Origin of the sequence: Coleofasciculus sp. FACHB-542, from assembly GCF_014695825.1 — a bacterium.
Classification (GTDB): Bacteria; Cyanobacteriota; Cyanobacteriia; order Cyanobacteriales; family FACHB-T130; genus FACHB-T130.
Genome location: NZ_JACJPB010000057.1, coordinates 22,548 through 47,859 on the forward strand (window position 1 = coordinate 22,548; position 25,312 = coordinate 47,859).

General features: G+C 47.6%; 17 protein-coding genes, 1 tRNA gene and 1 pseudogene. 5 read left to right on the forward strand and 14 right to left on the reverse strand.

Going from position 1 to position 25,312, the window contains the following annotated elements; all coding sequences use genetic code 11:
• Positions 1 to 11 precede the first annotated feature (11 nt).
• Complete coding sequence (locus tag H6F52_RS23430) at positions 12 to 1,343, reverse strand: homoserine dehydrogenase (protein WP_190536898.1); 1,332 nt, start codon at positions 1,341 to 1,343, stop codon at positions 12 to 14.
• A 200-nt stretch (positions 1,344 to 1,543) separates the two neighbouring features.
• Here H6F52_RS23430 and H6F52_RS23435 point away from each other — a divergent pair, with 200 nt between their 5' ends.
• Entirely contained in the window at positions 1,544 to 3,325 is a 1,782-nt protein-coding gene (locus H6F52_RS23435; RefSeq protein ID WP_199300694.1) for a TPM domain-containing protein, read from the forward strand.
• A gap of 14 nt (positions 3,326 to 3,339) precedes the next feature.
• Here H6F52_RS23435 and H6F52_RS23440 read toward each other — a convergent pair whose 3' ends face one another.
• The 5 genes from H6F52_RS23440 to H6F52_RS23460 all read right to left on the reverse strand — a co-directional run bounded on the left by H6F52_RS23440 (position 3,340) and on the right by H6F52_RS23460 (position 8,714).
• Positions 3,340 to 3,813, reverse strand: a complete 474-nt coding sequence (locus H6F52_RS23440; protein WP_242030517.1) for a hypothetical protein — start codon at positions 3,811 to 3,813, stop codon at positions 3,340 to 3,342.
• Between the two features lie 237 nt (positions 3,814 to 4,050).
• Complete coding sequence (gene gltX, locus H6F52_RS23445) at positions 4,051 to 5,490, reverse strand: glutamate--tRNA ligase (protein ID WP_190536899.1); 1,440 nt, start codon at positions 5,488 to 5,490, stop codon at positions 4,051 to 4,053.
• A 114-nt stretch (positions 5,491 to 5,604) separates the two neighbouring features.
• Positions 5,605 to 5,678: transfer RNA gene (locus tag H6F52_RS23450), tRNA-Asp, on the reverse strand.
• A 177-nt stretch (positions 5,679 to 5,855) separates the two neighbouring features.
• A complete protein-coding gene (locus H6F52_RS23455; RefSeq protein WP_190536900.1) occupies positions 5,856 to 7,073 on the reverse strand; it encodes an esterase-like activity of phytase family protein in 1,218 nt (405 codons plus the stop codon).
• A 114-nt stretch (positions 7,074 to 7,187) separates the two neighbouring features.
• Positions 7,188 to 8,714 (reverse strand): TM0106 family RecB-like putative nuclease, encoded by a 1,527-nt coding sequence (locus tag H6F52_RS23460; protein WP_190536901.1) that lies wholly within the window; start codon positions 8,712 to 8,714, stop codon positions 7,188 to 7,190.
• 194 nt (positions 8,715 to 8,908) lie between these two features.
• On the opposite strand from H6F52_RS23460, the gene H6F52_RS23465 reads away from it, so the two are divergent.
• Together H6F52_RS23465 and H6F52_RS23470 are read left to right on the forward strand one after the other, a co-directional pair.
• Positions 8,909 to 12,772: a CHAT domain-containing protein gene (locus H6F52_RS23465; RefSeq protein ID WP_190536902.1), complete on the forward strand. Its 3,864-nt coding sequence runs from the start codon at positions 8,909 to 8,911 to the stop codon at positions 12,770 to 12,772.
• Positions 12,773 to 13,437: 665 nt separating this feature from the next.
• On the forward strand, positions 13,438 to 14,073 hold the full coding sequence (locus tag H6F52_RS23470) for a PEP-CTERM sorting domain-containing protein (protein ID WP_190536903.1): 636 nt from the start codon (positions 13,438 to 13,440) through the stop codon (positions 14,071 to 14,073).
• Between the two features lie 480 nt (positions 14,074 to 14,553).
• On the opposite strand, the gene H6F52_RS23475 is transcribed toward H6F52_RS23470, so the two are convergent.
• Positions 14,554 to 16,338 (reverse strand): ATP-binding protein, encoded by a 1,785-nt coding sequence (locus H6F52_RS23475; protein ID WP_190536904.1) that lies wholly within the window; start codon positions 16,336 to 16,338, stop codon positions 14,554 to 14,556.
• Between the two features lie 255 nt (positions 16,339 to 16,593).
• Between H6F52_RS23475 and H6F52_RS23480 the strand changes: the two genes are divergently transcribed.
• Entirely contained in the window at positions 16,594 to 17,337 is a 744-nt protein-coding gene (locus H6F52_RS23480; RefSeq protein ID WP_190411286.1) for an SIMPL domain-containing protein, read from the forward strand.
• 8 nt (positions 17,338 to 17,345) lie between these two features.
• On the opposite strand, the gene H6F52_RS23485 is transcribed toward H6F52_RS23480, so the two are convergent.
• From H6F52_RS23485 to metK, 3 genes are all read right to left on the reverse strand, one after another.
• Positions 17,346 to 17,729: a YkvA family protein gene (locus H6F52_RS23485; protein WP_190536905.1), complete on the reverse strand. Its 384-nt coding sequence runs from the start codon at positions 17,727 to 17,729 to the stop codon at positions 17,346 to 17,348.
• Between the two features lie 50 nt (positions 17,730 to 17,779).
• Positions 17,780 to 19,378, reverse strand: coding sequence for a glycosyltransferase family 39 protein (locus H6F52_RS23490; RefSeq protein ID WP_199300696.1), 1,599 nt, complete (start codon positions 19,376 to 19,378; stop codon positions 17,780 to 17,782).
• A gap of 181 nt (positions 19,379 to 19,559) precedes the next feature.
• Positions 19,560 to 20,816, reverse strand: coding sequence for a methionine adenosyltransferase (gene metK / locus H6F52_RS23495; protein WP_190411289.1), 1,257 nt, complete (start codon positions 20,814 to 20,816; stop codon positions 19,560 to 19,562).
• Positions 20,817 to 21,122: 306 nt separating this feature from the next.
• On the opposite strand from metK, the pseudogene H6F52_RS23500 reads away from it, so the two are divergent.
• Positions 21,123 to 21,560, forward strand: a pseudogene (locus H6F52_RS23500) (hypothetical protein).
• Between the two features lie 30 nt (positions 21,561 to 21,590).
• Here H6F52_RS23500 and H6F52_RS23505 read toward each other — a convergent pair.
• From H6F52_RS23505 to nrdR, 4 genes are all read right to left on the reverse strand, one after another.
• Positions 21,591 to 22,337, reverse strand: coding sequence for an HAD family hydrolase (locus tag H6F52_RS23505; RefSeq protein WP_190536907.1), 747 nt, complete (start codon positions 22,335 to 22,337; stop codon positions 21,591 to 21,593).
• A 109-nt stretch (positions 22,338 to 22,446) separates the two neighbouring features.
• Positions 22,447 to 23,559: a 30S ribosomal protein S1 gene (locus H6F52_RS23510; protein WP_190433695.1), complete on the reverse strand. Its 1,113-nt coding sequence runs from the start codon at positions 23,557 to 23,559 to the stop codon at positions 22,447 to 22,449.
• 250 nt (positions 23,560 to 23,809) lie between these two features.
• Positions 23,810 to 24,649: a S1 RNA-binding domain-containing protein gene (locus tag H6F52_RS23515; RefSeq protein WP_190536908.1), complete on the reverse strand. Its 840-nt coding sequence runs from the start codon at positions 24,647 to 24,649 to the stop codon at positions 23,810 to 23,812.
• 65 nt (positions 24,650 to 24,714) lie between these two features.
• Positions 24,715 to 25,278 carry a transcriptional regulator NrdR gene (gene nrdR / locus H6F52_RS23520; protein ID WP_190526488.1) on the reverse strand — a complete coding sequence of 188 codons (564 nt, stop codon included), beginning with the start codon at positions 25,276 to 25,278 and terminating at the stop codon, positions 24,715 to 24,717.
• Between the last annotated feature and the right edge of the window lie 34 nt (positions 25,279 to 25,312).

A 25,312-nucleotide genomic window follows, 5' to 3' on the forward strand; every position in this document is an offset into this window, starting at 1 on the left:
CACTTGTCTCCTCATAAAACTCGCAAAATGCTGGGAATACTGTCTATCGTATCTAACGTGCGAATTTCATCCAGGGCTTGTCGAAAGTTGCCTTCCCGGACATCGTGAGTCACGACGACAATTTCGGCAAGTTCGCCGTGGATGCCAGTTTGCACCACAGATTCAAGACTCACCTGGTGGTTGCCGAAACTGGTGCCCAACTTACCAATAACGCCCGGACGATCCCGTGTCAAGAAACGAGCGTAAAACCGCGTAACTAGCTCCTCCATCGGGGCGATCGCGCAGTAATCTTGATGGGAACAGCTTAATAGGGGATGCAGTTTGGCAGCATCTCCACCACTTTTCAAAATGGCAGCAATATTTAAAATATCCGAGACAACGGCGCTGGCAGTCGGCCCGGAACCCGCCCCTCGTCCGTAAAACATCACCTGCCCAATCGGTTCGCCTTCTACGAGAATTGCGTTATAGACGCCGCTAATACTGGCAAGCGGGTGAGTTCTGGGTACGAGAGTCGGATGAACTCTGACTTGTAGAGACGCCAAATTTCCCGTTTCTCTGTCTAGAGTTTCTTTCTCCGGTGCCGGTAAATCTTGTTTAGCGATCGCTAATAATTTGATCGTAAAGCCGAGTTTTTCCGCATAGGCAATATCGGCGGCGCTGACCTTAGAAATCCCCTCACAGTATATTTCTGGCAGCTTGATGCGTCCCCCAAACGCTAAGGAAGCCAAAATCGCCATCTTGTCAGCAGCATCTAAACCATCTACATCAGCCGTTGGATCGGCTTCTGCATAGCCCAACTGCTGGGCATCCGCCAGAATCTCGCTAAATTCACCCCCCTCGGTTTGCATCCGACTGAGGATGTAGTTCGTGGTGCCATTGACAATGCCAGTCACCGAATGAATCCGGTTGACACTCAGCGCCTGCTTCAGGGGTTGAATCACCGGGATACCGCCCCCAACGGCTGCCTCTAGCATCACATAGACGCCTGCTTGATTCGCCGCCGTAAAAATTTCATCGCCGTAGCGAGAAATCACCGCCTTGTTTGCCGTGACAACGTGCTTACCATTGGCGATCGCTTTGAGGATGAGCGATCGCGCCGGTTCTAAGCCTCCCATCACCTCGACCACAATATCCACATGGGGGTCGGTGACAATCGATTCCAAATCGGTCGTCAGCAAGCTTTCTGACATTTCTACGAGTCGAGGCTTATCTAGCGATCGCACTCCCACCCGATAAACTTCTATTTCTTGCAGCAGCGGATGACGCCCTTGCGGATCTAGCAAAATTTGTGCCGTACCCGTGCCGACTGTCCCCAGTCCCAGTAATCCAATTTTAAAAGCCACAACCGTTATCCTGAATTTTAACTCTACAGCGCTTGTAATTTACTTGTAATTTAGCTTTTCGGCTCTGCCTCCATCGCGTTGGCAATGCTAACACAGGGGATGCTACCAACACCCTTCCCATCATCGCCCCGAACAGTGAGCCAAAAACTGAGCAAAAGAGTGAACCGAATTGCCGATCCACCTGAGACATTCTAGAGGTGATGGCACCCATTACAGTTGTTGAGTTGCGATCGCTTATGCTCAAACAAATTGCTCTTGCTGGTTTTGCGAGTTTCGCCGTTGCTGCCTTTCCAGTCGTCAGCAAGGCTTTAACCGTTCAGGAAGTTCCCAATCCCCGGCAAGTCAATGGTGGCTGGGTGACAGACATGGCAGATATGCTCAGTCCGGCGACGGAAGCACAACTCAACCAGATCATCTCAGATTTAGAGGCAAAAAATAGCAGTGAAATCGCGGTAGTGACGGTGCCAGAGACTTCACCTTCTGCTACTCCCAAGGCGTTCGCTACGTCGCTATTTAATTATTGGGGCATTGGCAAGAAAGGGCGGGACAACGGGGTGCTGCTGCTGATTTCCCAGCGGGAACGTCGCGTAGAAATCGAAACGGGTTACCGTATCGAGTCGATTCTCCCCGATGCGCGTGTTAGCAAAATTATCCAACAAGAGATCGCACCGCGATTTAAGCAGGGCGACTTTAACGGTGGTACCCTGGCGGGAACGCAAGCACTAGTTATGGACTTGAGCGCTTATCAACCACCAACTCCTGCTGGCGTTCCGACTCCACCTGTCAGCATTCCGGCTACACCTGCTAGCGTTCCGACTCCACCTGTCAGCATTCCGGCTGCACCTGCTAGCGTTCCGACTACAACTGCTAGCGTTGTAGGAGTGCTTTACCCACTAGCGGGTGTTGGCGGTGTATTAGTGTTGATTCTAGGGACAGTTGCTTATGTGCGTCGTCCTCGCAGTGGAATTTTGCTCGAACCGACAGGGCGAGCGCGCATAGAAGGTGACAGTGGCGACACTCATCCCTGGCATTGCGCTACTTGCAAAAAGCGGATGCAAAAACTGGATGCGATCGCACTCCAGCCTTATCTCAGCCAAGCTGAGCAAGTAGCGCAAAAGTTAGGCAGCGTCAGATTTGAAGGCTGGCAGTGTCTCAAGTGTTATCCGCAACTAACTGGGCAGACAATTCACATTTGTGCGTACATTCTGGACTCACAACAATTTAACACTTGCCTCACCTGTCAGGAATTGACCGTCACCCAGACAATCAAAGCTATTTTGGAACAACCTACATGGAATAGAGAAGGTAAGCAACTGGTTGCCAAAGAATGCCACTGTTGTTCCTATAACGAGGAAGTTAAGGAAACGCTTCCTTGCCTAACTCCCTCGCGCCATACAGTTTTCATCGAACCAACCGGGCGATCGCGAGTAATCGGCTCAACTCGCCCCACCCATTGCGCTGATTGCCGATATCCCATGCAACAAATGGACTGGAATATACTCCAATTCCATCTTAGGAAACCTGAGCGAGCAGCTCAGAACCTAGGTAGCGTCAAATTTATCGGCTGGCAATGTCCCAACGGTTGCCAACAAACGTCTAGTCTGGGAATCCACATCCGTGCATACATTCTGAACTCAAGGCAATTTAGCACTTGCCCCACCTGTCATGAATTGACAGTCCAATGCACATCGCAGGTTACGCGATCGGCAACAGAGTACAGCCAAGGGATACGCCTGTTTACTCACAATTGCCACTGTTGCTCTTATCAGCGGCAAATTGAGACGAAAATTCCTCGCCTACCTCCTCGTCCTAGCAGCACTCAGAGGAATAGCGTTCGCCGTTCTAGCACTAGCTGGATTTCCAACAGCAGCACTAGCACTTTCGATACTAGCAGCAGTAGTTGTAGTTATGACAGTAGCAGCAGTAGCAGCGATTTTGGCGGCGGCAGCAGTGATGGTGGCGGTGCTGGTGGCAGCTGGTAGCAAGCAGCAAGTAATTAACGCCGGAAGGGGCCAGGATTGAGTAAGTTGACTTCAGTAATTTTGATAATGTAGGGGTTGAATTTGCTTTTATCGTAAGATCCCACCCAAATTCCGTAAGTTCCCGGCTGCCACTGACCAGCAATGCCAGGGTTTTTGCCTTCATACTCATCATTGCACCAGCTGCCACCAGGTCCCTTGATCACGAGGGTAGTGTCTTCTGGGCTTTGCACTTGGATGGATAGAAAGTTGAAAAACGAAGTTAAAACTACAGTGTGATCGGGCTTATCGTCCGTAAAACCAACACATGGCCCGGTAGCGGTTTCGCTGCGACCTGCAATTTTTTGGGCCGCTATTTCGCCGCCACTGATACCCCGAATCGTCAACGGATCGGGCGAAAACCGGGGACCGAGGGTGACATTCTCGAATATGGGCGGGGATTGTACGGATTGGGCTTGCACCCTCGAAAGGCTCAACACTCCTACCGCCATCAGGGCTATGGTTGTGATGCCTGCCCAGAGGGACTTTCCTACCGATTTTTCCCCTAAATTGGGTACGGGTTTGTACATCCTCACTTCCAAAAACGGCACCTTGTTACCGATTATGTAACGGCTCTAGTTGTAGCAGTGACGATAGTATCCCATAAGAAGTTCCAAAGAAGAAGCCAAAAGCCTTCTCAGGCTGAGCTTGAGAAGGCTTGCAAAAGAAAAAGAAAGAAGATTTTCAGTTTACTTTTCTAGGGCTTGCTGTAAACGTAGCTTGTCCAGACCCCGCTGATTCAGGATCAACCAAGATTGAATCAAATCAGGACCATGCAAATCGCCGGTTAGAGCTGCGCGGAAACTTCGCATCACTAATCCTTTCTTCAGATTCTTCTCCTTGGTCAGCTGTTTGATGATGTCTTGGGCACCCTCTGCTGTCAAAGTTTGATGATTTTCCAGGGCGTCCAGAATCGCCTGCAAAGCGGTTTCGGTGCCGTCCTGCTGCAACTGAGTCAGTCCCTCTTCGCTGTAGGCTACGGTCTGGCTAAAGAATATCCGACTCATCTCGACTGCATCCTGCAAGCGCGTCAGGCTGGCACTCAGCAGGCTGGTTAACTGTTCTAACCAAGGGCGATCGCGGATCGGGTCAAATTCGTATCCAGCCGCCTGCCAGTAGGGAATCAGCTGATTTAATAGCTCATCTATCGGCATCTTGTGCAGATACTGACTGTTAAGCCAATTCAGCTTATCCCAGTCAAATTTTGCCCCTGCCTTATTGACTCTCTCAAAGCCGAACTGTTGAGCTGCTTCTGGCAGAGTAAAGATTTCCTTGGTGGAATCTGGGGGCGTCCATCCCAACAATGTCATATAATTCGCCAAGGCTTCAGGCGTGTAGCCCATTTGCTGGAAGTCGGAAATGGAAGTGACGCCATCCCGCTTCGAGAGCTTTTTGCCTTCCTTGTTCAAAATCAATGGCGTATGGGCAAATTCCGGGATCGCGCTTCCCAGTGCCTCGTAGAGCAAAATTTGCTTAGCGGTGTTGGCAATATGGTCTTCTCCCCGGATGACATGGGTGATCCGCATATCAATGTCATCCACCACCACTGCCAAATTGTACAGCGGCTGACCCACTGAATCGTCTGAGGCACGAGCAATCACCATATCGCCGCCGAGGTCGCTGGCTTTCCAGCTAACTTTGCCTCTTACCAGATCGTTCCAGGAAATCTCCCGGTCATCATCAATTTTGAAGCGAAGCACCGGACGACGCCCTTCGGCTTCAAAAGCCGCTTGTTGTTCTGGCGTCAAGTTCCGATGGCGGTTGTCATAACGGGGAGCCTCTTTTCTTGCCGCTTGCGCTGTCCGCAATTCGTCTAGTTCGGCTTCGCTGGTGTAGCAGCGATAAGCATAGCCCTTATCTACGAGAGTTTGAATGGCTTTGCGGTACAGGTCGAGGCGCTTGGATTGAAAAAATGGCCCCTCATCCCAGGTCATTCCCATCCATTTCAGACCATCAAGGATGTTTTGAGTATATTCGGGGCGCGATCGCGCTTCATCGGTGTCTTCAATTCGCAGGATGAACTCGCCGCCATGATGGCGAGCAAACAGCCAGTTAAATACAGCGGTTCTCGCCGTCCCAATATGTAAGTTCCCAGTAGGACTTGGTGCAATCCGAACTCTAACGGTCACAGCAGATTCTCTCAAAAGGTTTCTATATTTGTTGTAGCTGCTAGTTGTAGCTGCTAATAATTGTAGGGGCAGGTTTCAACACCTAACCCCTACTAACTTTTCTACTACTTTTTACGGGACTGACGGGGCTCGAACCCGCAACTTCCGCCGTGACAGGGCGGTGCTCTAACCAATTGAACTACAGTCCCTTGTTTTCCGAGCCATTAACGATTATGTCGAGTCTCGTTGGATTTGTCAACCCCTTTTTTTCATTCCCTTTCGAATGGTGGGGTAGACACGGCTTTTTTGGTCTCGTGCCAAGGCGCAAAGGCGCTAAAACGTTGCTTCATTTGGCGTCTTTGCATCTTAGCGCGATATTGTCCGGATTAACTATGAATGTGGCGCTTGACTTTAATGCTCACAAGTGCTGCAAATACCAAGCCTGCGAGTGCCGAAGGTTCCGGGACAGAACGATGCGCCGCTGATTTGGTGCCAATGCCAAAGGCGAGTACCTGGGTAAACTGAATCGGGCTAAAGTTGTTATCGCTAACTACAATCAGCGACTTTCGCCCATCCGCCAAATCAGGGCCAAAAGTCAAACCTTCAATATTATCGAGCGTCACACCTAACTTCTCAAAATCAAGCAGCAGTTTTTTCTGAGCTGGTTTGATAGTGTTGAGGTTGATTGCACTGAGGCTGTTAATACTGCTAATATCGGTTGCCTTTTCTAAAGACACTTCAAACAGCTTGATCGTGTTCCCCACTCCAGTAGAAAAAGACCGTTCTAAGCTCAGAAACGTATCCTTATTCACTGCTAACAAATCTACTAAACCATTGGTCTTGAAACTATTAACAGGATTGGGTGCTGCGGCAACTGGATCGGTAACGTATAAAAATTCCTGTTCCGGCTTCCCAGTTACGAGGTTATATTTTAAGATTCGCGAAGGACTTGCCACCTTGATGTCAGCGACAGCACCATCCTGAACCAAGGCATTTTCTGTAGCTGTAAACAAATACTTTTGGTCAGGGGTAAGCGTCAAGCTTTCAAAGGCTAAATTATTGCGAATCCCGCTATCTTTAGCCGCTGTTGGTAAAAACTTCTGAGGAACTGGTAGAGTTTGAAGTTGCTGACCTGCCAAAGAAAATTCATTAACGAAAGGATTAATTAATTGGTTCGCATCTCCTTCAGAAGAAATAAATAGACTTCCCTGGCTAGTTAAGGCAATGCCTTCTGGGTCGAGACTTAAAGGAGCAAAAGGTTGATTGTTTATATTCAACAAGGTCGTTACATCTACAGGCATCACCCCACCCTGCTTTAAAGAGCCCTGAGAAATATCAATTTTGAGGGTATAAAACCGAGCTGGTGCCTTTTCACTTCGGTCATCAGAAATACTATAATAAACGTCTTTACTGGCATCGTAAGTAATTCCTGATAGCCCTCCCAATTCAGTTCCCTGAAATGAAAAACCAGTCGGAAAAGTGGATTGTCCTAAGTAATCGACGCCGGTTATTTTGAATGCCTGAGCGGGATGTGCTGTCAGAAGTGCAGCGGTTAATCCACCAATAAAACAGAAAGATGTAAAAAATTTATCGATCTTGCTCATGATTGCCAGTGTTAAATTAAGCCATTTACACCAGCACCGTATCATCATAAAAATAAGATTTTTTTAAGAGAAGGTTATAAGAGAGTTGAATTGGAAAAATTGGGTGCTGGAAGATTACTCCCGTGCATCCAAATGAGCCGCATCCTGCATAAAGTCTACCAGCCAGTCTTTCAGGTGACGGGTAGCGCGGCAATCGTCCTCGTTGTAGCGCAGAATGGCGTCGAGGAAAGTGCGATCGCGTGTTTTTAACCATTGATCGTACCAATAGATACACACTTGTCCATTCGCCCCCGCATCGCGCCACTCAAAACCCAACCAATGCGCGATCGCTTTTAAAGCATAACTTTCGACGGGCAGTGTCACCATTCCTGTCACCCACTCGTGGATATCCACAAAGCGCGATAGCACCGGACGTAGCCTCTCCAGCGGGGTGTTGTAGCATTTAGCCAGCCGCTTCATCGTCAGGATTTCGTAGTCGCAGAAATGGAAAATGGGAGCCTGAGGATAAGTCCAAACCAAATCTAAAAATTGCTGCCAAACCAATTCTTCGTCGCTGGGTTGTTCTGCTAAGAAAGGATAAAACGTTTCTGTATTAGCTTGACGGTCTACCACTAAAACTCCCAGCAGATAATCCAGTTCTAGCGACGGTTCTGCTTCAATATCAAAGTAAAGTTCGATAGGTGAAAGGAGAGAAGATGGATTGTCCATCACCCATTCTGCTGTTTTAGTGGTTTTAGCGATCGCAAAGGGTTTCTCTAGGAGAATCGCGCGATTCTGTACCACCGATTGCGCTTGCTGTACTAGCTGTTGCGCGACTTCCTCTCCCAAAACTGGCTCCAAAAAAGCCGGACTAACACCTGCCAAAGACTCCCGACTCGTCAGTTCAAGTGTCTGCAAATGCTGATAGCGACTCGGCGTTACACCCGGAATCAAAGAGAGATGTTGCTGTTCTTGCGCGATCGCATAGCAGTGATTTAACCAAGGGCAAAGATTGCACCGCTGACGGGTAATGAACACCTCTGGCTCTTGCCGAGACAGGAGCATTTCGATACACTCCTCTACAAGTGCCTGCATCATCGGCACCCATTTACTTAAATTGACTGCATAAGCCTTTTTTTCCCGTAATTGCAGCCAAACCGTATCCGGCATAACGCCCTGAACAGATGCCAGCAGATGGGCGTGAAAAGCTGCAACCGTTTGATATTCCAGCTTAGGACGCCGACCTAAATGAATGTCACTGGGAACGTAAATCCAATCGCCAAAGTTTGATTGTCCGGGTTGTTTAACCAAAAAATCAGGACAACTCACGAGGGTCACTGTCTTTGGAAGGTGCAAGAAGGATTCATCCTTTATCCCTACTCCTTCCTCTTTCAGAAGCACGCCTCGGTAAATTAGCTCAACACCTTCTTGCATCAAGGCAATGGTGGCATTCGCACCAGCGTGCCAATCTCCCCAAGCGTAATTGGGTTTGTGATAAGTCTGTCCCGCCAGAATGGTTTGCTGGAGAGCATACCGATCCTGTTGCAATTTGGCGCGAAAATCACTTTGAAAATCCTGCTGGGTAGGATCTCCATATAAATCGAGAAAAGACCGGCGACTACAACGTTGGTAGTGCCGCAACATATTAACAGTTAGCAGCATGACTTCAAGCTAACAGAGAATGAGTGAGCTTTCGCGATCGCTCTTATCGCACTCAGACTAAATGACACTAGACAAACAAAGCCTGACGAGAGCGGACTTGTAGAGACATGATATATCGCGTCTCTACGTGTAGATTTTGACAGCGATTCACCATCGGTTAGAGTAGTGGCGATTTTGAGCGTGAGGGTGTAGGCATGGCTAAGCGCAGCAAACGGCAGTTGATTGGGTGGCGATCGCTCTTATTGTTACTTCCTATATCGTTTTCAGCTTCTATCTATCGTAGTTTGGCGTTATTTGTAACTGTTCTATTGTTGTCATCAGTGAGGGCACAGGCAACCAGCGTTTCAATCGCCCAGCAGCCAGCGACTTCCTCGCCAAATGCAACGACTACTGATGAGCAACAAACTTACGAACAGGGACTGCAACTGATAAAGCAAGGACAACAACTAGAGAAACAAGGAACGGTAGAATCTCAGCAACAAGCGCTTGCCAAATACGAAGAAGCACTCTCTATTTGGCAGCAATTGGCGGTTAACGAAGCTCCGCCGTATGAGGCTCGCAGTTGGGAAGCACTGACTCTTTCTCTCATCGGTACCATCTACAATGTTGACCAAGACGAGCCTCAGAAGGCGCTGGACTATTTCGAGCGGGGGTTAGCTGTCAGGCGCGAGTTGAAAAACCGCCTTCAGGACGCGATCGCTCATGCCTCTGCGGATAATGCTAGCGCTAACTCAAACGACAAACAAAAACTGCTCGACACCTACAAGCAAGCACTTGCATTTACCAGTGTTGAGGAAGCTTCCCTACTCAATTCCCTCGGTGGTGTTTACTTGGAGTTAGGCAAAAAGCAAGAAGCGCTGGAATATTACAATCAAGCCCTGTCGCTGTTTCGATCTGAGAAAAAACCCTCTCGTGAAGCTGTTACACTGAGCTTCATCGCTAATCTCTACTTCCAGTCAGGCGAAACTCAATCAAGCCTCAACTTCTACAATCAAGCACTGGAGATTCAACGTGCCGAGAAGGATATTGCTGCACAAGCCCGAACACTCGGCACTATCGCCATAATTTACACCCAATTGGGTGAATTGCAACAGGCGCTTGCCACTTATAACCAAGCACTCGAACTCCAGCGACAAAGGAAGGATTTTGCTAGGCAAGCGGATATCCTTGGGGGTATTGGTTGGGTCTACTTCAAATGGGGTCAGTTTCAGTTGGCGCTGGATTCCCATCACCAAGCGCTGAAACTCTGGCAAGCAGCACAGGGAAATTTATCTGGAACAGATTTAGCCTTCAACTTTACTCAACAAGCTGAGATTCTCAGGAATATGGGCCTCACCTATTCCTTAGGAGGATTTGGCGATCTTGCTAAAGCGCTGGACTTTTTTAACCAAGCGCGATCGCTTTACCAAAAGGCGGGATATCGATACGGGGAAGCGACCCTTCTCTCCTACATCAGCAATACCTACAAACAATTGGGGGAAATGCAGAAAGCCGTCGATGCCTTAAATCAAGCGCTCGTGCTGTGCCGTGCCATTTCCAGTCCCACTAAGGAAGCTGTTGCCCTCCGTGACATCGCTGGTATCTATGAGTCAATGGATGAGCCGCAGCAGGCACTGGACTTTTACAACCAAGCCCTGGATATCCAGCGTCGGGTGAACGATCGCCCTCAACAAGCCGCCACCCTCAACAGTATCGCTAAGGTCTACGGTTCATTGGGCGATTATCAGCTCAGTATCGATACACACAACCAAGCGCTAGAGATATTTAAAAGTATTGGCGATCGCACCAACCAAGCTCTAACTCTTACCAACATGGGCGGCGTCTACCAAGGAGCAAAAAATTATGAAAAAGCGTTGGAATTTCACAATCAATCGCTGGCTCTGGCAAAACAAAATAATGATTTCCCGCAGCAAGTTACCACACTTGTAGGTATTGCTTCAGTTTACCTATCATTAAAGGATTATTCTAAGGCGCTTGATGCAGCTAACCAAATCCTTGCACTGTCACGCGAACAGAATAACGCCTCCTGGGAAGCCTATGCATTTGGGATGAGCGGTGTTGCTTATCTGAAATCGGGGGATTACCAGAAAGCACTGGAAGCCCTGGAAAAGGCAGTGGCTGGGGATCGGAAGGTGGAGGATCGCCAAGGAGAAGCCACCCACCTGCGCGATCTGGGTAAGGTTTACAATGCATTAAAGCAGTACGAAAAAGCGCTATCAACCTACGATCGGGTTCTAGCACTGCGGCGGATGTTTGGCGATCGTGCGGAGGAAGCATATACACTCTATGAGGTTGCGATTACACAACGCGACAAGGGCAATCTCAACGCAGCCCGTACCCAAATCGAAGCCGCCATCAAAATTGTTGAGGACATACGCACCAGAGTCACCAGCCCAGAACTGCGTACTTCCTACTTTGCCTCCGTGCAGAATTACTACCAGTTCTACATCGACGTGCTGATGCAGTTGCACAAAAAAGAGCCTTCTATTGGGTACGATGCTCTGGCACTGCACGCCTCGGAACGCGCTCGTGCCCGGAGTCTTTTGGAACTCCTAACAGAGGCTAACGCTAATATTCGGCAAGGAGTCGAGCCAAAACAGCTGGAACAAGAGCGCACCTTGCAGCAAAAACTTGATGCTGTTGAAAAACGCCGAGTTGAGTTACACAGTAGCAACCCCACTAAAGGACAGCTAGAGAAAATTGAACGAGAACGCGAAAATCTCTTAGAAGAGTATCGACAAGCCCAAGCTGACATCCGCGCTAAAAGTCCCCGCTATGCCGCCCTCACTCAGCCAAAACCCCTCACCTTGGCAGAGATTCAGCAGCAGGTTCTGGATGACGATACGCTGCTTTTGGAATACTCGCTAGGCGAAGAACGCAGCTATCTATGGGCAGTCACCAAGACTGGCATCACCAGCTGCGAACTCCCTAAACGCGCCGAAATTGAGTTAGCGGCGCGAGGTTTCTATGAACTTTTGAATACCCCTGGCTATCGCTTGGAAACCCGAAAGCCGACTGATAAACGGGGAGGCATTGCGGTTGAACTCGCTCCCGCTAGCACCGAAGTCGTAACCAAACTCAGCCAGATGCTCTTGGGGCAAGTGGCTGGGAAACTAGATAAGAAACGATTACTCATTGTCAGCGAGGGTGCATTGCAGTATGTCCCCTTTGCCGCGCTACCAGTACCAACGCAGCCAAGCACAGAAAACAAAGCCAATCCTTCCACCTCACCCACTCCACTGTTAGTCAATTACGAAATCGTCAATCTGCCCTCAGCCTCCACGCTAGCCGTGTTAAGACACGAACAAGCTGGGCGCAAACCTGCTGCTAAGGCTGTGGCGGTGCTAGCCGATCCCGTCTTTGGCAGTGACGATGAGCGAGTCAATAAAGCAAAAGGGCAGACAGAGAAGCAGGGGAGTATCGGAGAAAACCTTGCACTCAGTGCTTTAGCAAGATCCGCTAGAGAATCGGATGTCACTTTTAAGCGTCTACCCTTTACCCGGCAAGAAGCGGAGGAGATTCTATCCCTGGTACCAGCCGCAGAACGCAAGCAAGCCTTCGATTTTGCTGCCAATCGCGCCTCCGCAACCAACCCAGAACTCAGCCAGTACCGGATCGTGCATTTTGCCACTCATGGCATCCTCAACAGCGTGCATCCAGAATTATCAGGGGTGGTGCTGTCTCTGCTAGATGAAAAAGGGGAATCGCAGAATGGTTTCTTGCGACTGCACGATGTTTTCAATCTCAACTTGCCAGCTGAACTGGTGGTACTGAGTGCTTGCGAAACGGGATTAGGTGAAGAAGTCAAAGGCGAAGGATTAGTAGGCTTGACACGCGGCTTTATGTATGCGGGTACGCCGCGAGTGGTAGTGAGTTTGTGGAGTGTTAGCGATCGCGCAACATCCGAATTGATGACCAAATTTTACAAAGGAATGCTGGAAAAAAATCTACAGCCAGCGGCGGCATTGAGAGCAGCACAGATAGACATGTGGCAAAAAACGGAATGGAAAGCACCCTATTACTGGGCAGCTTTCGTACTGCAAGGCGAGTGGAAATAACAACCGAACTGTATCGCTTCTAGCTCCCTCAGGAGTTACACAGTTGGCTTAAGAATGAAACGAGGAGCCGCCAAGTAGTGACGAACAGCATCTCGCACAATCCTGCGTTGCAATCAGGAAGTTAATGTAATCGGGTTGGTTGACTTTCGCTGGCTTCATTCCTAAGTAGTTCTACCTCACCTCCCCTTTTTTCTCAACTGCGTAACTACTGAATCTTTATGAAGCTGGAATAAAGCTCCACTCTCCACTGATTTCCGGACAAGTTATAAGTTTTAATTATGAATTAAATGAATTTACGTATTTATACTTAGGCAAGCTTTAGAAAAATTGTCCATTTATGATTTATTTTTTTCATCAAGTCTCCCATTTTTACTAACTTTCATGGCTAGACAAGCCGTTGGTAGGTCACTCTAATAAAATTACATTTAATAAGTCTTTACATATATAAGCTGTTTATATATGGATACTTTTTATTTTTTCAGTAAAGTCTACGTGGAATTACTAGAAATTCACAGAGGAGAATAGTAGGCTTCCTTTTACGGCTGAGTTGTATTCAATACCTGGCTAGGGCACCTTTAATTGCAACTTAGTAGGCAAGGAATTCTAACTGCTGGGTCTGTCTACATTCTCGGCTTCAACTTAATTCTGCATGAGAGGAACACTTTATGAGTTTAATGAGAAAAGTTACAGGAATTGTCGGGGGAGCAGCGTTGCTCACAATGGGTATAAATTCAGCTCCCTCTGAAGCTGCTTTGTTGGACTTTTCTTTAAGAAGTTTTAGAAAAGAAATTTCTTTTACTTTAGATACCTCGGTGACAGATCAGGATTCTTCTCCAACCGCTGGTTTCTTCCCAAACGCGATATCAGACCTTAAAATAGACGGTTCGCCAGTTCCATATTCTGATACGGCAAATGTGAATACTAGAGCGACTACTTCTGCGGGGTTTGGCGGTGGAATTGGGCCAGGAGAGTTTTCTAGTTTGAGCTTCTTTTTCAGAGGTTTTGATTTAAATTTACCGGATCCAGTCCCCATTCCTACCTCTTATTTCTTTGTTCTCTGGTTTGATAATTTTTCTTTAGTCAATCAACTCTCTAGTGACCCCAACGACTATGCATTACGCATTGGTTACGGAAGAGAAGATACTATTGGCTCTCTCCGTACAGATATTCCTCCAGAACTGCTAACTGTGACGCTTCGTCAAGCGCCATCTCCCAATCCTGTTCCGGAACCCAGTGCGATGGCAGGTCTTTGTGTCTTAGGCCTGAGCTTCTTATTAAAGAAGACTGCTCAAAAAGCTTAAACAGGGCTTACGCAGCAGCAATTTAAACTGAGGAGATCAGCTTCACCAAACTCGACTACTGCCAATATCTACTGAGCAGTCCTGTCAACAACACGGTCACGAAATTGGTCGATCATCTTGAGGGTATTAGGCTCGCTCGTATCAATCGCTATCTGTGTGGCGAGAAGTTGACGCTTCGAAAGTTGTGGGACACCGTGGAACCCCTTCTACAACCGTCCGAGAATGCCTAAGTGCTATAAAATGATACGGGACACCGTGGAACCCCTTCTACAACCGTCCGAGAATGCCTAAGTGCTATAAAATGATACGGTTCTAGACAAGCGTTATTCAGACTCGATTGAACTGGTCAGGCGACAATACTGGTCAGGCGGCAATACAGTGGGAATGAGCATCGCGTGATTCGGGGCATTGGCTTGACGCCGCTGTCTGTACGTCAATGGTGAAACTGGACTGAAATGTCCCTTGCGTAAGCCCTGTCCTTTACAAACTCAAGGGGAGGCGAACCGTGAAACTAGATCCCATCCCTTCCTGACTTTCTACAGTAATATCACCCCCCATCATCTGGCAGAAGTGACGGCTAATCGCCAACCCCAGTCCAGTACCGCCATACTTTTTCGTAGTCGAGGCATCTCCTTGCATAAAGGCTTGAAACAGTTGCTGTTGTTGTTCATCCGAGATCCCAATCCCAGTATCGGCGACCCGAAAAAGGATGAAGGACGTTTTCAAGGATGAAGGATGTAGGGTGGAAGAATCAGAGTTTCGGGTTTTTAGACTTGCTGCTGATAGTTGACTCTGGGCGATCGCGCTTTCATCTTTCTGCACTGTCAGCGTCACTCGACCTTGCTCGGTAAACTTGGCAGCATTGGAGAGCAAATTAAACAATATCTGCCGCACCTTAATCTGGTCAGCGTACATGGTGCCCAGATTCTCGTCACAATGAACGTCTAAGACATTTCCATTCTTCTCTACTAACGGTTTTACTGTTATGACAACGCTAATAATTAACATTTTGATATCAAACGTTTCCGGGTAGAGAGTCATTTTCCCGGCTTCAATCTTCGACAAGTCGAGGATGTCATTAATCAGTGCCAGAAGATGTTTGCCAGCAGAGTTAATTGATTGAAGATCGCTAATAAAATCTTCATCGCTTAAGCCGAGATCCTGGGCATCTTCTTCGAGAAGTTTGCTCAAGTTAATGACAGCATTCAAGGGTGTACGCAGCTCGTGGCTCATATTCGCCAGAAACTGACTTTTGGAGGTACTAGAAGCTTCAGCTAATTCTTTCGCTTGTTGCAATTCTTTGGTACGCTCGGATACTCGTTCGATGAGATGATTCAGAGAAGTGGCTAATGACCCAATTTCATCGCCAGTGGTGACAGGGGCACGCAGATCAAAATTAGATTCCCGTGCTACCTGCTGAGCCACTTGAGTAACCGTGACGACTGGCTGAGCGATCGCGCGACTGGTACGCAGCGCCATCGTCCCTGCGATCGCAACCGAAACAAGCATACTCAAGATAATAATGATTTTCTCCAGTCCTTGAGCATTCTCCATCACTTCTCTCCCTTGCTGCTCCTGCTTTTGAGCCATGTCAAGGAGGTTGCTCAATTGTGCATTGAAGCCCTCTAAAGTCATCGCTGACTCCCCACGGATCGCGATGAGTAGTTGCCGTCGCGCTGACTCAACCGCCTTTGGCTGCAATTGCAATTGGTCAATTGGTTGCAAGCTAGACTCAGTTTGCTGAACGTAGGAGTCCAAAGTAGTCGTGTAAGCCTGCAATAATTCCTGTATTGTGTCGGGGGTTGCTGCTAACCAGGCAGGGTTGCTCTTGATGAAGCGTTCAATTTCCAACCTCAACTTCTTAGCTTTGCTAACACAGTCGAAAAATTGCGCTTTTTCCAATTGCAGCTGTTGTGAATCCTCTAGTACAGCAGCTAAATGCGAACCATGTAATTGCACCTCGATGACCGCATCCTTAAAATTTCCGAGCAGTTGTGCTTGTACGTGGGCATCATTGAGTTGTTTGACGCCTTGCCCTTGGTAATAGTCTGCGATTACTAACCCAGCTAGCGAACCGAAAAAGCCAATCGCAATTGCTAGGAAATAGCCGTAGCCAATCTTTTGGTGGATGCGCCAAGAACCGGCTTTCGGTTTCCAAGGTAAGAGAGATTTTAGCGAGTGGCGGTCGGTCGAGAGCGGCTGAGTCGCTAAAACTTTTTGGCTCTCTGTGGTGTCGTCAGCAGCGGTTGGCTCTTGAGGTTGCATCAGCACAAATTCCTTGCCTTGCTGCTAAAAATGACCAAATCAGCCCTATTAGATCGAGTCGAGTCTCGCTCGACCCTTAGCTCCACTTCTTTTATAACAGCACCACCGCTGAGCCAATGTGATTTGTATGGTGTTTTAAACAAGATCGAGGAAAGGGTTAAGTTTCCAAAAATGTAACCTAAAGCACTACTCGAAAGCTACAGTGCCAGATTAGGAACACGAGATTATTTGTTGTTCTAATTTGTGTTCCAAAATATGAATCGCTTTCTCCCGTGTAGTGCTAAGCCGAATTTCTGGAATCGTGTAAAAATTGTTTCTCTAGCGCTGGGTATCCTCAGCCTGAGTGCCTGCCAATCTGCCCCGACGCTAGAGAAACTACCCAGAAGCCTGACTGTCTCCGGAAAAGGAGATGTCAGCATTCCGACAACGATCGCGCAAGCGCGTTTGGGTGTGGAAGTTCAGGGGAAAACTTCTCAGGAAGTTCAGCAGCAAGTCGCCCAACGCTCTTCTGCGGTAGTGAAACTGCTGAAATCCCGTCAGGTGGAAGAACTAAAAACGACTGGGATTACTCTCGCTCCTAACTATAGTTTCAAAGACGGTAAGCAAACCCTCAATGGATATATCGGCACCAACATTGTAAGTTTTCGGACTGGTCATGAAAAAGCCGGGACGCTGTTAGATGATGCCATCAAAGCCGGTGCAACACGAATTGATGGCGTTAATCTTGTTGCTGCGGATGAAGCAATCGCGCAGGCTCAACAGGAAGCGATTAAAAAAGCCTCCGAAGACGCCCAAAAGCAAGCAGCAGCGGCGTTGGGGGCACTCGCTCTCAATCAGCGAGAAATTGTCAGCATTCAAATCAATGGAGTCAATCCACCACAGCCAGTCATCGCCTCCGAGCAGGCTTTATTATCCCCTCGAAATCAGGCTGCTGACACGCCGGTTGTGGGTGGCGAACAGAAGATTATTTCATCCGTTACCTTGCAAATTCGCTATTAAAGAGCGGCTTAACGTTTCAGGATGCGTCCAATCCAAATTACACCTAAAGTCCCTAACCCAAACCAGATAGCCACGATAATAAAGGCAACAATCCAATTCGTAGGTTTATCTTGAGCGATCGCGCTTGTTGCTCTTTCCCGACAATCCGCCATCACGGCTGGGGGAATCATCTTCAGTACCAGCCAAATTCCCAGCGGCACAAGAATCAGATCGTCTAGATAACCAATGACTGGGATAAAATCTGGAATGAGATCGATCGGACTAAAGGCATAGGCGACGATCAACCCAGCCAATATCCTTGTATACCAAGGAACTCTGGGATCTTTACAAGCCAAGTAAATTGCGTAGGTTTCTTTTTTCAACCGATGGAGTTGTTGTTTCCATCCCTGCATTTGCGTTGACCTGAATGAACGTTAAACGCTAATGAAGCTGTAGCGATCGCTTACTGCAATACTTGAATAAGTTGCCACTCTCGGACTTCCCCGATCGCTCGGTAAGGCGAGGATAAATTGGCGAGTTGTTCTGATCTAATCCAAGCGTAGCTAGACGGTTGCAGCTCTGAAACTTGTTTAACCTGTTTCGCCAAATCGTGAGTGTAAAAGCATAGTAGCACTCCAGTTTTTCCCGTTCCTCTGATCCAATTCACTGGATGAGTTTGTAACACAGCAGCAATTTCCGGCTGCTGCATTAATGCCTTGATCTCAGGGTTGTAATCTCCAATTAAACCCGTGCTTCCCGCTACGGCTAAAGCAAACCAAGGTCCTACCAACCAAGCTGCTAACCAATAACGAGCCGTTAAAAACTTCTTGCCAAAGTAATAACGACCCATCCATACCGCTGGTAACATTAGCCAACCCAACCCCAAACCAAGAGCGATCGCTCCATACTTTTGTATTTGTGCATCCCCTTTCACGCCAGGAATCGGAAAACTACCGTACAACGCCACACCTGCTAACACTAATAAGCAAGCTAACCCCCCAAAGGCATAACTGAGATTTTGCGGAAGCCATTTTCGCGGCGATTTGTTCTCATAAATCCTGGCAAGCCAATCCAAAGCAAGTCCTGCCAATAAAGCCACAAAAGGATAAAGAGCCAAAGCATAATGGGGCAAACGAGTCGAGAAAAAACTGATTTCTACAAACAGAATCAGCGGAAGACCCACTAATATTAGCTTCTGTCGAGGAAGTAAATTTCGTAAACAAATGCCTATACCTAACAAACTGAAAAAAGGCCAGGGAAACGCTTTGGCTGGAATATTCCAGAAATAGTAAGGCCAAGTATTTCCATCACTTTCATCTGAGCTAAGCCTGAAAATAAACTGGAACAATTCCTGAAAAGTATCTTTGTCATAGTGCAGCCAACCATTCAAAAGCCAGACAATTGTTGGAATGAAGCCAACTACAAAGCCTAAATAGAGCATGGGATTTGTGAGATGTCGGTGACGACGATGCTCCCAAATTAGGTAAGGTAACAGCGCGATCGCTGGCAAAAAAATCATATAGCTTCTGATTAAGAAGCCCAGGCCTAAACTTATACCAGCGACAAAGCTCCAAAAACCTTGATATTTTGGATGTCGTTCAGCTTTTAATAAAGACCAACTACCCAAAAGTGCCATGCAAACCATCGGCACATCTGGAACGGCTAATCGACTATATTGAAACCAAAAAAACTCAACACTTAGAATTGCCGCTGCTAACCATGCAGCTCGTTTACTTAACAGAATTGTCCCAATTTCATAGACCAATATCACGCTAATGATGCCAGCAATGATGCTCGGTATTCGCGCAGTTGCCTCACTAATGCCGAACAGCGAGAATGAACTGGCAATCAACCAATAGGCACCGGGAGTTTTACCATAATTAGCGATAGAGGGCTTTAACCAGTTGCTAGACTCCACTATTAATTTAGCTCGCCAAGAGTAAAGTCCCTCATCATGCGCCATTAGGCTTTGCTGTTCGTGACTGAATAGCAATAAAGGGACTGACCAAAGTAACAAGGTCAAATAGGGTAATAATGCCTGTAGGCGAGAGATTTTAAGCATTTGACTTCTCATTAAGCAGTCATTTTATTTAGTTGAAAATTAGCCTAGAAGATTTTAAGTTTTTTTTATCTAAACTTTTTTGTTGACCCTCACAAAAAAGCCGAGAGGAAACTGCTTTTTTCAAAGCAAGCATCTCTTCGGCTTTAAGCTTCGAGGTATTCAGGTACTTGAAGTACAAGGGTTAAGCAGTCGCTTCACACTCGGTCATTGCTTCCCGCAGGAGTGCTGCTTTGTCAGTTTGTTCCCAAGGCAAATCTAAATCCGTCCGTCCAAAGTGACCATAAGCAGCGACATCTTGGTAGAAACGACCGCCGCGATCGCTGGGTAGGTGACGTAATTTGAATTCTTGGAGAATCCCCGCTGGGCGCAATTCAAAGTTCTGTTTCACCAGTTCCAGTAAGCGCTCATCGTCTACTTTGCCGGTACCGAAGGTTTCTACCAAAATACTGACGGGTCGAGCAACGCCAATTGCATAGCTCAACTGGACTTCGCATTTTTCTGCCAAGCCAGCCGCCACAATGTTTTTAGCCACATAGCGACAAGCGTAAGCCGCACTGCGGTCTACTTTTGTCGGGTCTTTTCCGGAGAAGGCACCGCCACCATGACGGGAGTAGCCGCCATAGGTATCAACAATAATTTTCCGCCCAGTCAGACCAGAGTCGCCTTGAGGTCCCCCGATGACGAATTTGCCAGTGGGGTTGACTAGAAAGCGGGTTTCTTCGTCCGGCTGAATCGCCATATCCGCAAAAACGGGTTGTACAACCGCCGCCCACAAATCTTCTTTAATCTTGGCTTGGACTGCGGATTGCTCGCTAATTTCACCAATGTTGGCGGTGTGCTGGGTGGAAATCAGGATGGTGTCAATCCCAACGGGTTTCCCACCTTCATAGGCAACCGTTACTTGAGTTTTGCCGTCTGGACGCAGGTAAGGCAATTGTCCAGTTTTCCGAACTGCTGCAAGGCGGCGAGAAATTCGGTGTGACAAACTGATCGGCAAGGGCATCAGTTCCGGTGTCTCGTTGCAGGCGAAGCCAAACATGATGCCTTGATCGCCAGCGCCAATGGCGTCTAATTGGTCGTCGCTGGCTTCTTCGCGGGTTTCCTGCGCGGTGGTAACACCTTGGGCAATATCTGGGGATTGTTCATCCAAGGCAACCAAGACTGAGCAGCTGTTGGCAGAGAAGCCATTATCGGCATCGGTGTAGCCGATCTCTGCAATTTTTTTCCGGGCTAAGTTAACGAAATTTACTTGAGCTTTGGTGGTAATTTCACCTGTGATTAGCACTAAGCCGGTGTTGACGACGACTTCTGCGGCGACGCGGCTGCTGGGGTCTTGTGTCAGTAGCGCATCTAGAATGGTGTCAGAAATCTGATCGCAGATTTTATCGGGATGACCTTCAGTAACAGATTCAGACGTAAATAGGTAGCGACGAGACAAGGGCAATTCCTCCTGGGATGATGGCTCTTGCTAGGGCAGTGATTTGAGTTAAGTTAAGCTATTTTAACCTGCGATCCTAAAAACATTGAGACGCGATCGCTATTATGGTCAATTTATTTGATAAAGCTTTGATGAAGCGAATCGGCTGCCCTAGTATTTGGCGTTACAGTGGGAAGACATCGGGATTCGCTTTGTAGCGGGAATTTTTCGATGATTTTTATCAGAATAGTCGCTCTTGGTGGACACGAAAGCGATCGCGCTCATGCCAATTACAAATAAATCGGTGACGCTGAGACGGTGCTAGTGATGACAGCAATTTTACCGACAGCCCAACCGGAGAAATCTTTTCCCCTAGTGCCGATGGTGAACCAGTAGCAGAAACCTATGACCATCTCTATGCCATTTTGACGACTTTGGAAGTCCTCAAACAATACTTGGCAGAGCGTCAGGCAACTGTTCTTGCTAACCAGTTTCTTGACTATTCCCAAGGCTTTCCTAAAAGGGAAACTACTTGGCTTTTACCGAGAAGATACTAGGAAAAAGTTGCTAATTGCCGATGAGCTAATGCAGGCGCTCAAGCAGGAAACTCAGAGGCGACAGCATGCAGAAGAACAAGCCGAACAAGAACGCCAACGAGCCGAACAAGAGCGCCAGCAGCGGGAATTTGCTCAACAACAGCTTGCTGATATGGAAAACCTGTTAGCTCGTTATCGCGATCGCTTTGGGAATTTGCCTGATAGCTAATGGCTAACGGGTGTCAGGGGTTCTCACCGATTAGCCATTAGCATCCAAAATTTGAATTTCGTCGAGTTGCGCGATCGCGACATCTGCACTTTCTAGATGCGCCGCCTCCGGCTTTCCCCAGCAGATGCCAACACAACCAGCGGCACCCGCCTGACGTGCCATTTGAATATCTCCGGCAGAATCTCCCACCATCAGAGTATTGCTGGGTGAAACTCCCAGTCTCTGGCAAGCTTGCAAAAATAAAGCTGGATCGGGTTTAGTGGGACCTTCATCCACTCCCATCTCTAGCTGGATGTAGGGCGAGAGCTGATGGCGTTTGACAAATGCTTCTACTCGTGACGTAGAAGCAGCTGATAAAATTCCTAATCTTAAGCCAGCTTGAAACAGAAGTTGCAGCACTTCCAAAGAACCGACAAATAAGGGGGAAGGGGCAGCATCTTTTAGAAATTGATCTGCTTCATTAAAGGCGCGATGAGCGATCGCTCTTGATTCCAGCCACCCCCGCCCGGTCTCAGCAATATAAGCAGCAGCAGCAATTTCATTCTCTCCATGACTGCCTACTGCTAATAACCCTGTAGGGTCGAGAGTATCTCCATTAATGCCAAACGCCATTAATAAAGGGTCTCCGGTTCCGGGGATTTGAGCGTCTATAATGCGCGATCGCTTTTGCCCCAACTTTCTCAAAAATGACTCCGAATCCTCTAGGGTGCCGTCCTTGTCAAAAATTACCGCCTGGATATTCGGGAACGTGACCTCTCGACAGCGAATTGTTACCAAAATTTCCCCCTCAACTCATTAAACTGCAATAAAAAAAGAGGGAAATTCCCTCTTTGGTCATTACTAATTTCAAATTTCAAATCTGAAATTTCTCTGTCTCCTAACAAAATTACTCTTGTTCTATAGCAGGTGACAGCTCTTTAGCTTCTGTATCAGGTGACTCTTCTTCCTCTTCTGTAGCGGGTGGCACCTCTTCAGCTTCGATAGCGGGTGGAACTTCTGCCTCTTCTGTAGCAGGTGGCACGTCTTCATCTTCGATAGGAGGTAGCGCTTCTTCGTCAGAAACGCCGATTTCTATAGAAGGTATCGTAGTGCCTTGCAGCTTGGCTCGCATCTGCTCCCGATACTTAGCCGCCATTTCTTCCGCCATGTCATAGACGCGATCGCGGTTCTTGATCATGTCGCCTGGTTCTGGCTCTAGCTGCTTGGTGGAGAGCGAAATCCGTCCCCGTTCAGCATCAAGGTCAATGATCATCACTTTCACTTCATCATTGACATTGAAGACGCTGTGAGGTGTGTCGATGTGGTCGTGGGAAATCTCGGAGATGTGCAGCAGTCCGCTGACGCCGCCAATATCGATAAATGCACCATAAGGCTTGATGCCTCGTACTGTTCCAATAACGACCTCGCCCACTTCCAGACGATTCATCTTCCGCTCGACTAGCGCCCGTCGGTGTGACAGAACTAGACGGTTGCGGTCTTCGTCTACCTCTAAGAATTTTAGCGGTAGTTCTTCACCAACCAAATCTTCCTTGGGTTTGCGAGTGCTGATGTGAGAACCAGGAATAAACCCGCGCAATCCTTCAATCCGTACCAACGCGCCACCGCGATTGGTAGCGAAGACAAGCGATCGCACTGTAGCGTCTTCTGTCTGCAACTGCCTGACTCGCTCCCATGCTCGCATGTACTCAATGCGGCGGATGGAAAGGGTTAGCTGTCCATCTTCATTCTCGTCGGTCAGAATGAAAAATTCTCGCGTCTCGTTGGACTGCAACACTTCTTCCGGAGCATCAACCCGATTGATTGACATCTCCTGAATCGGAATGTAAGCCGCTGTTTTAGCGCCAATGTCAATCAGAGCGCCCCTAGGCTCTAAACTGAACACGGTACCGGCGACAATATCACCGGGATTAAAGTGATAGTCGTACTTATCGAGTAGGGCCGCAAAATCTTCGTGAGAAAATCCAATATCTGCTGTAGCGGTTGTTTTCTGATTGACCATGCGTATCGTTTCCTGGTGTTATCTCCGTATTTAACTGTGCCTCCTGTCGATGTACGCCCACGTTTACCGCGTGCAGTTTACACCTACATAGCTCTCTCGCCAAACCTATTGTATGAGATTTTCTAGGAGCGAGAAGTTGTCCAGACAGGATATTATAACTTAATTTGCTCATCCTCCGTTTGGCTAAAATTGCTCCCTAGCAGTAGGTAAGCGGTATTTCAGCTAAAGACTACATCTGAGGCAACAACTACTATTTCTGCATCTGGTTGCGGTACTTTGCCGCCATTTCCTCAGCTTTTTCATAGACTTTCTGAGGATTTTTCAGCATATCACCTAGTTCGGGTTCTAGTGCTTTTGTGGAGAGTGAGACGCGATCTTTCTCAGCATCCATCGAAATTATCATTGCTTTTATTTCATCATCGACCTTAAAAATACTTTCAGGTTTGTCAAAGTCAGCGTGGGAAATTTCGGAAATGTGCAGCAGAGCGTTAATGACTGCAATATTGATAAATGCACCATACGGCTTGAGTGCAAGTACTCTCCCAGTAACAACTTGACCAACTTCTAAATGCTTTATCCCTGCTGGATACAGTGCTAGTCGATGGGAAACAAACAAGCGATCGCGGTCTTCATCTACCTCAACGATCTTGATAGGGATTTCTTCTCCCATTAACTCTTCTTTCGGCTTACGGGTATCGAGACGAGAATGTAAAACACAGCCGCGCAACCCCTCAACTTTAACTGATACGCCAAAGCGATGAGTTTCAAAAATTATGGCGTAAACTGTGACGTTTTCTGCTTGCATTTGACGCACTCGTTCCCAAGCCAACTTTTTCTCAAGCTGTCGTATCGAAAGACCGAGTATCAAATTCCCCACTTCATCGTATTGGTTCACGATCAAGAATTCACGGGTTTCATTAAGCTGCAAGACTTCTTCTGGTGAGTCAATCTCATTGATTGACATTTCCCGAATTGGGAGAAAAATAGCTGTTGGTGCGCCAATATCAATTAAAGCGCCTTCCGGCTCCAGAGCGATCGCTTTACCAATTACAACGTCGCCAGGACGAAAGCTAGATAAATTTGAATTCAAAAATGTTCGGCTGTACCTACCGCATCTCTAATGCATACTATAGCAGTTTTGTCAACTGCTAGTTACTAATAACCAATAAACAAAGAAGCCTGGATTGCTGTGTCACCAGGCTCTGATAAAGAAGACTTATTATTTTCGAGAGGATCTGTTAGTTCAGTGTCTTCCTCTGTTCCACTGCCATGACTTCGCAGATGATTCAAGGTATCCACAAAATCTCGAATTCCTTGAAACTGCCGATAGACCGAGGCAAAACGGATATATGCAACTTCGCTGATAGATTGCAGACGCTGGAGGACTAATTCCCCAATTTCTTGACTGGTGACTTCTCTGATGATGCGCTGCTGTAATTCTGCTTCAATTTCATCAACCAATACTTCCAGAGTTCCTTGGGGGATGCCGGTTTTTTCACAGGCTCGAACAATCCCACGAATTAACTTGGAACGATCAAAGGAGTCTCGCTGACCTCCCCGTTTGATCACCGTAATTGGAACAAATTCAATGCGTTCGTAGGTAGTGAAGCGATGATTGCACTTCAAACACTCGCGGCGTCGCCGGATACTTTGTCCGGCTTCTGTAGAACGGGACTCAAGGACACGGCTATCGGTGTACTGGCATAAAGGACATTGCATTTTAAAAAGTCCTCGCTTGTTGGATAGACGAGCG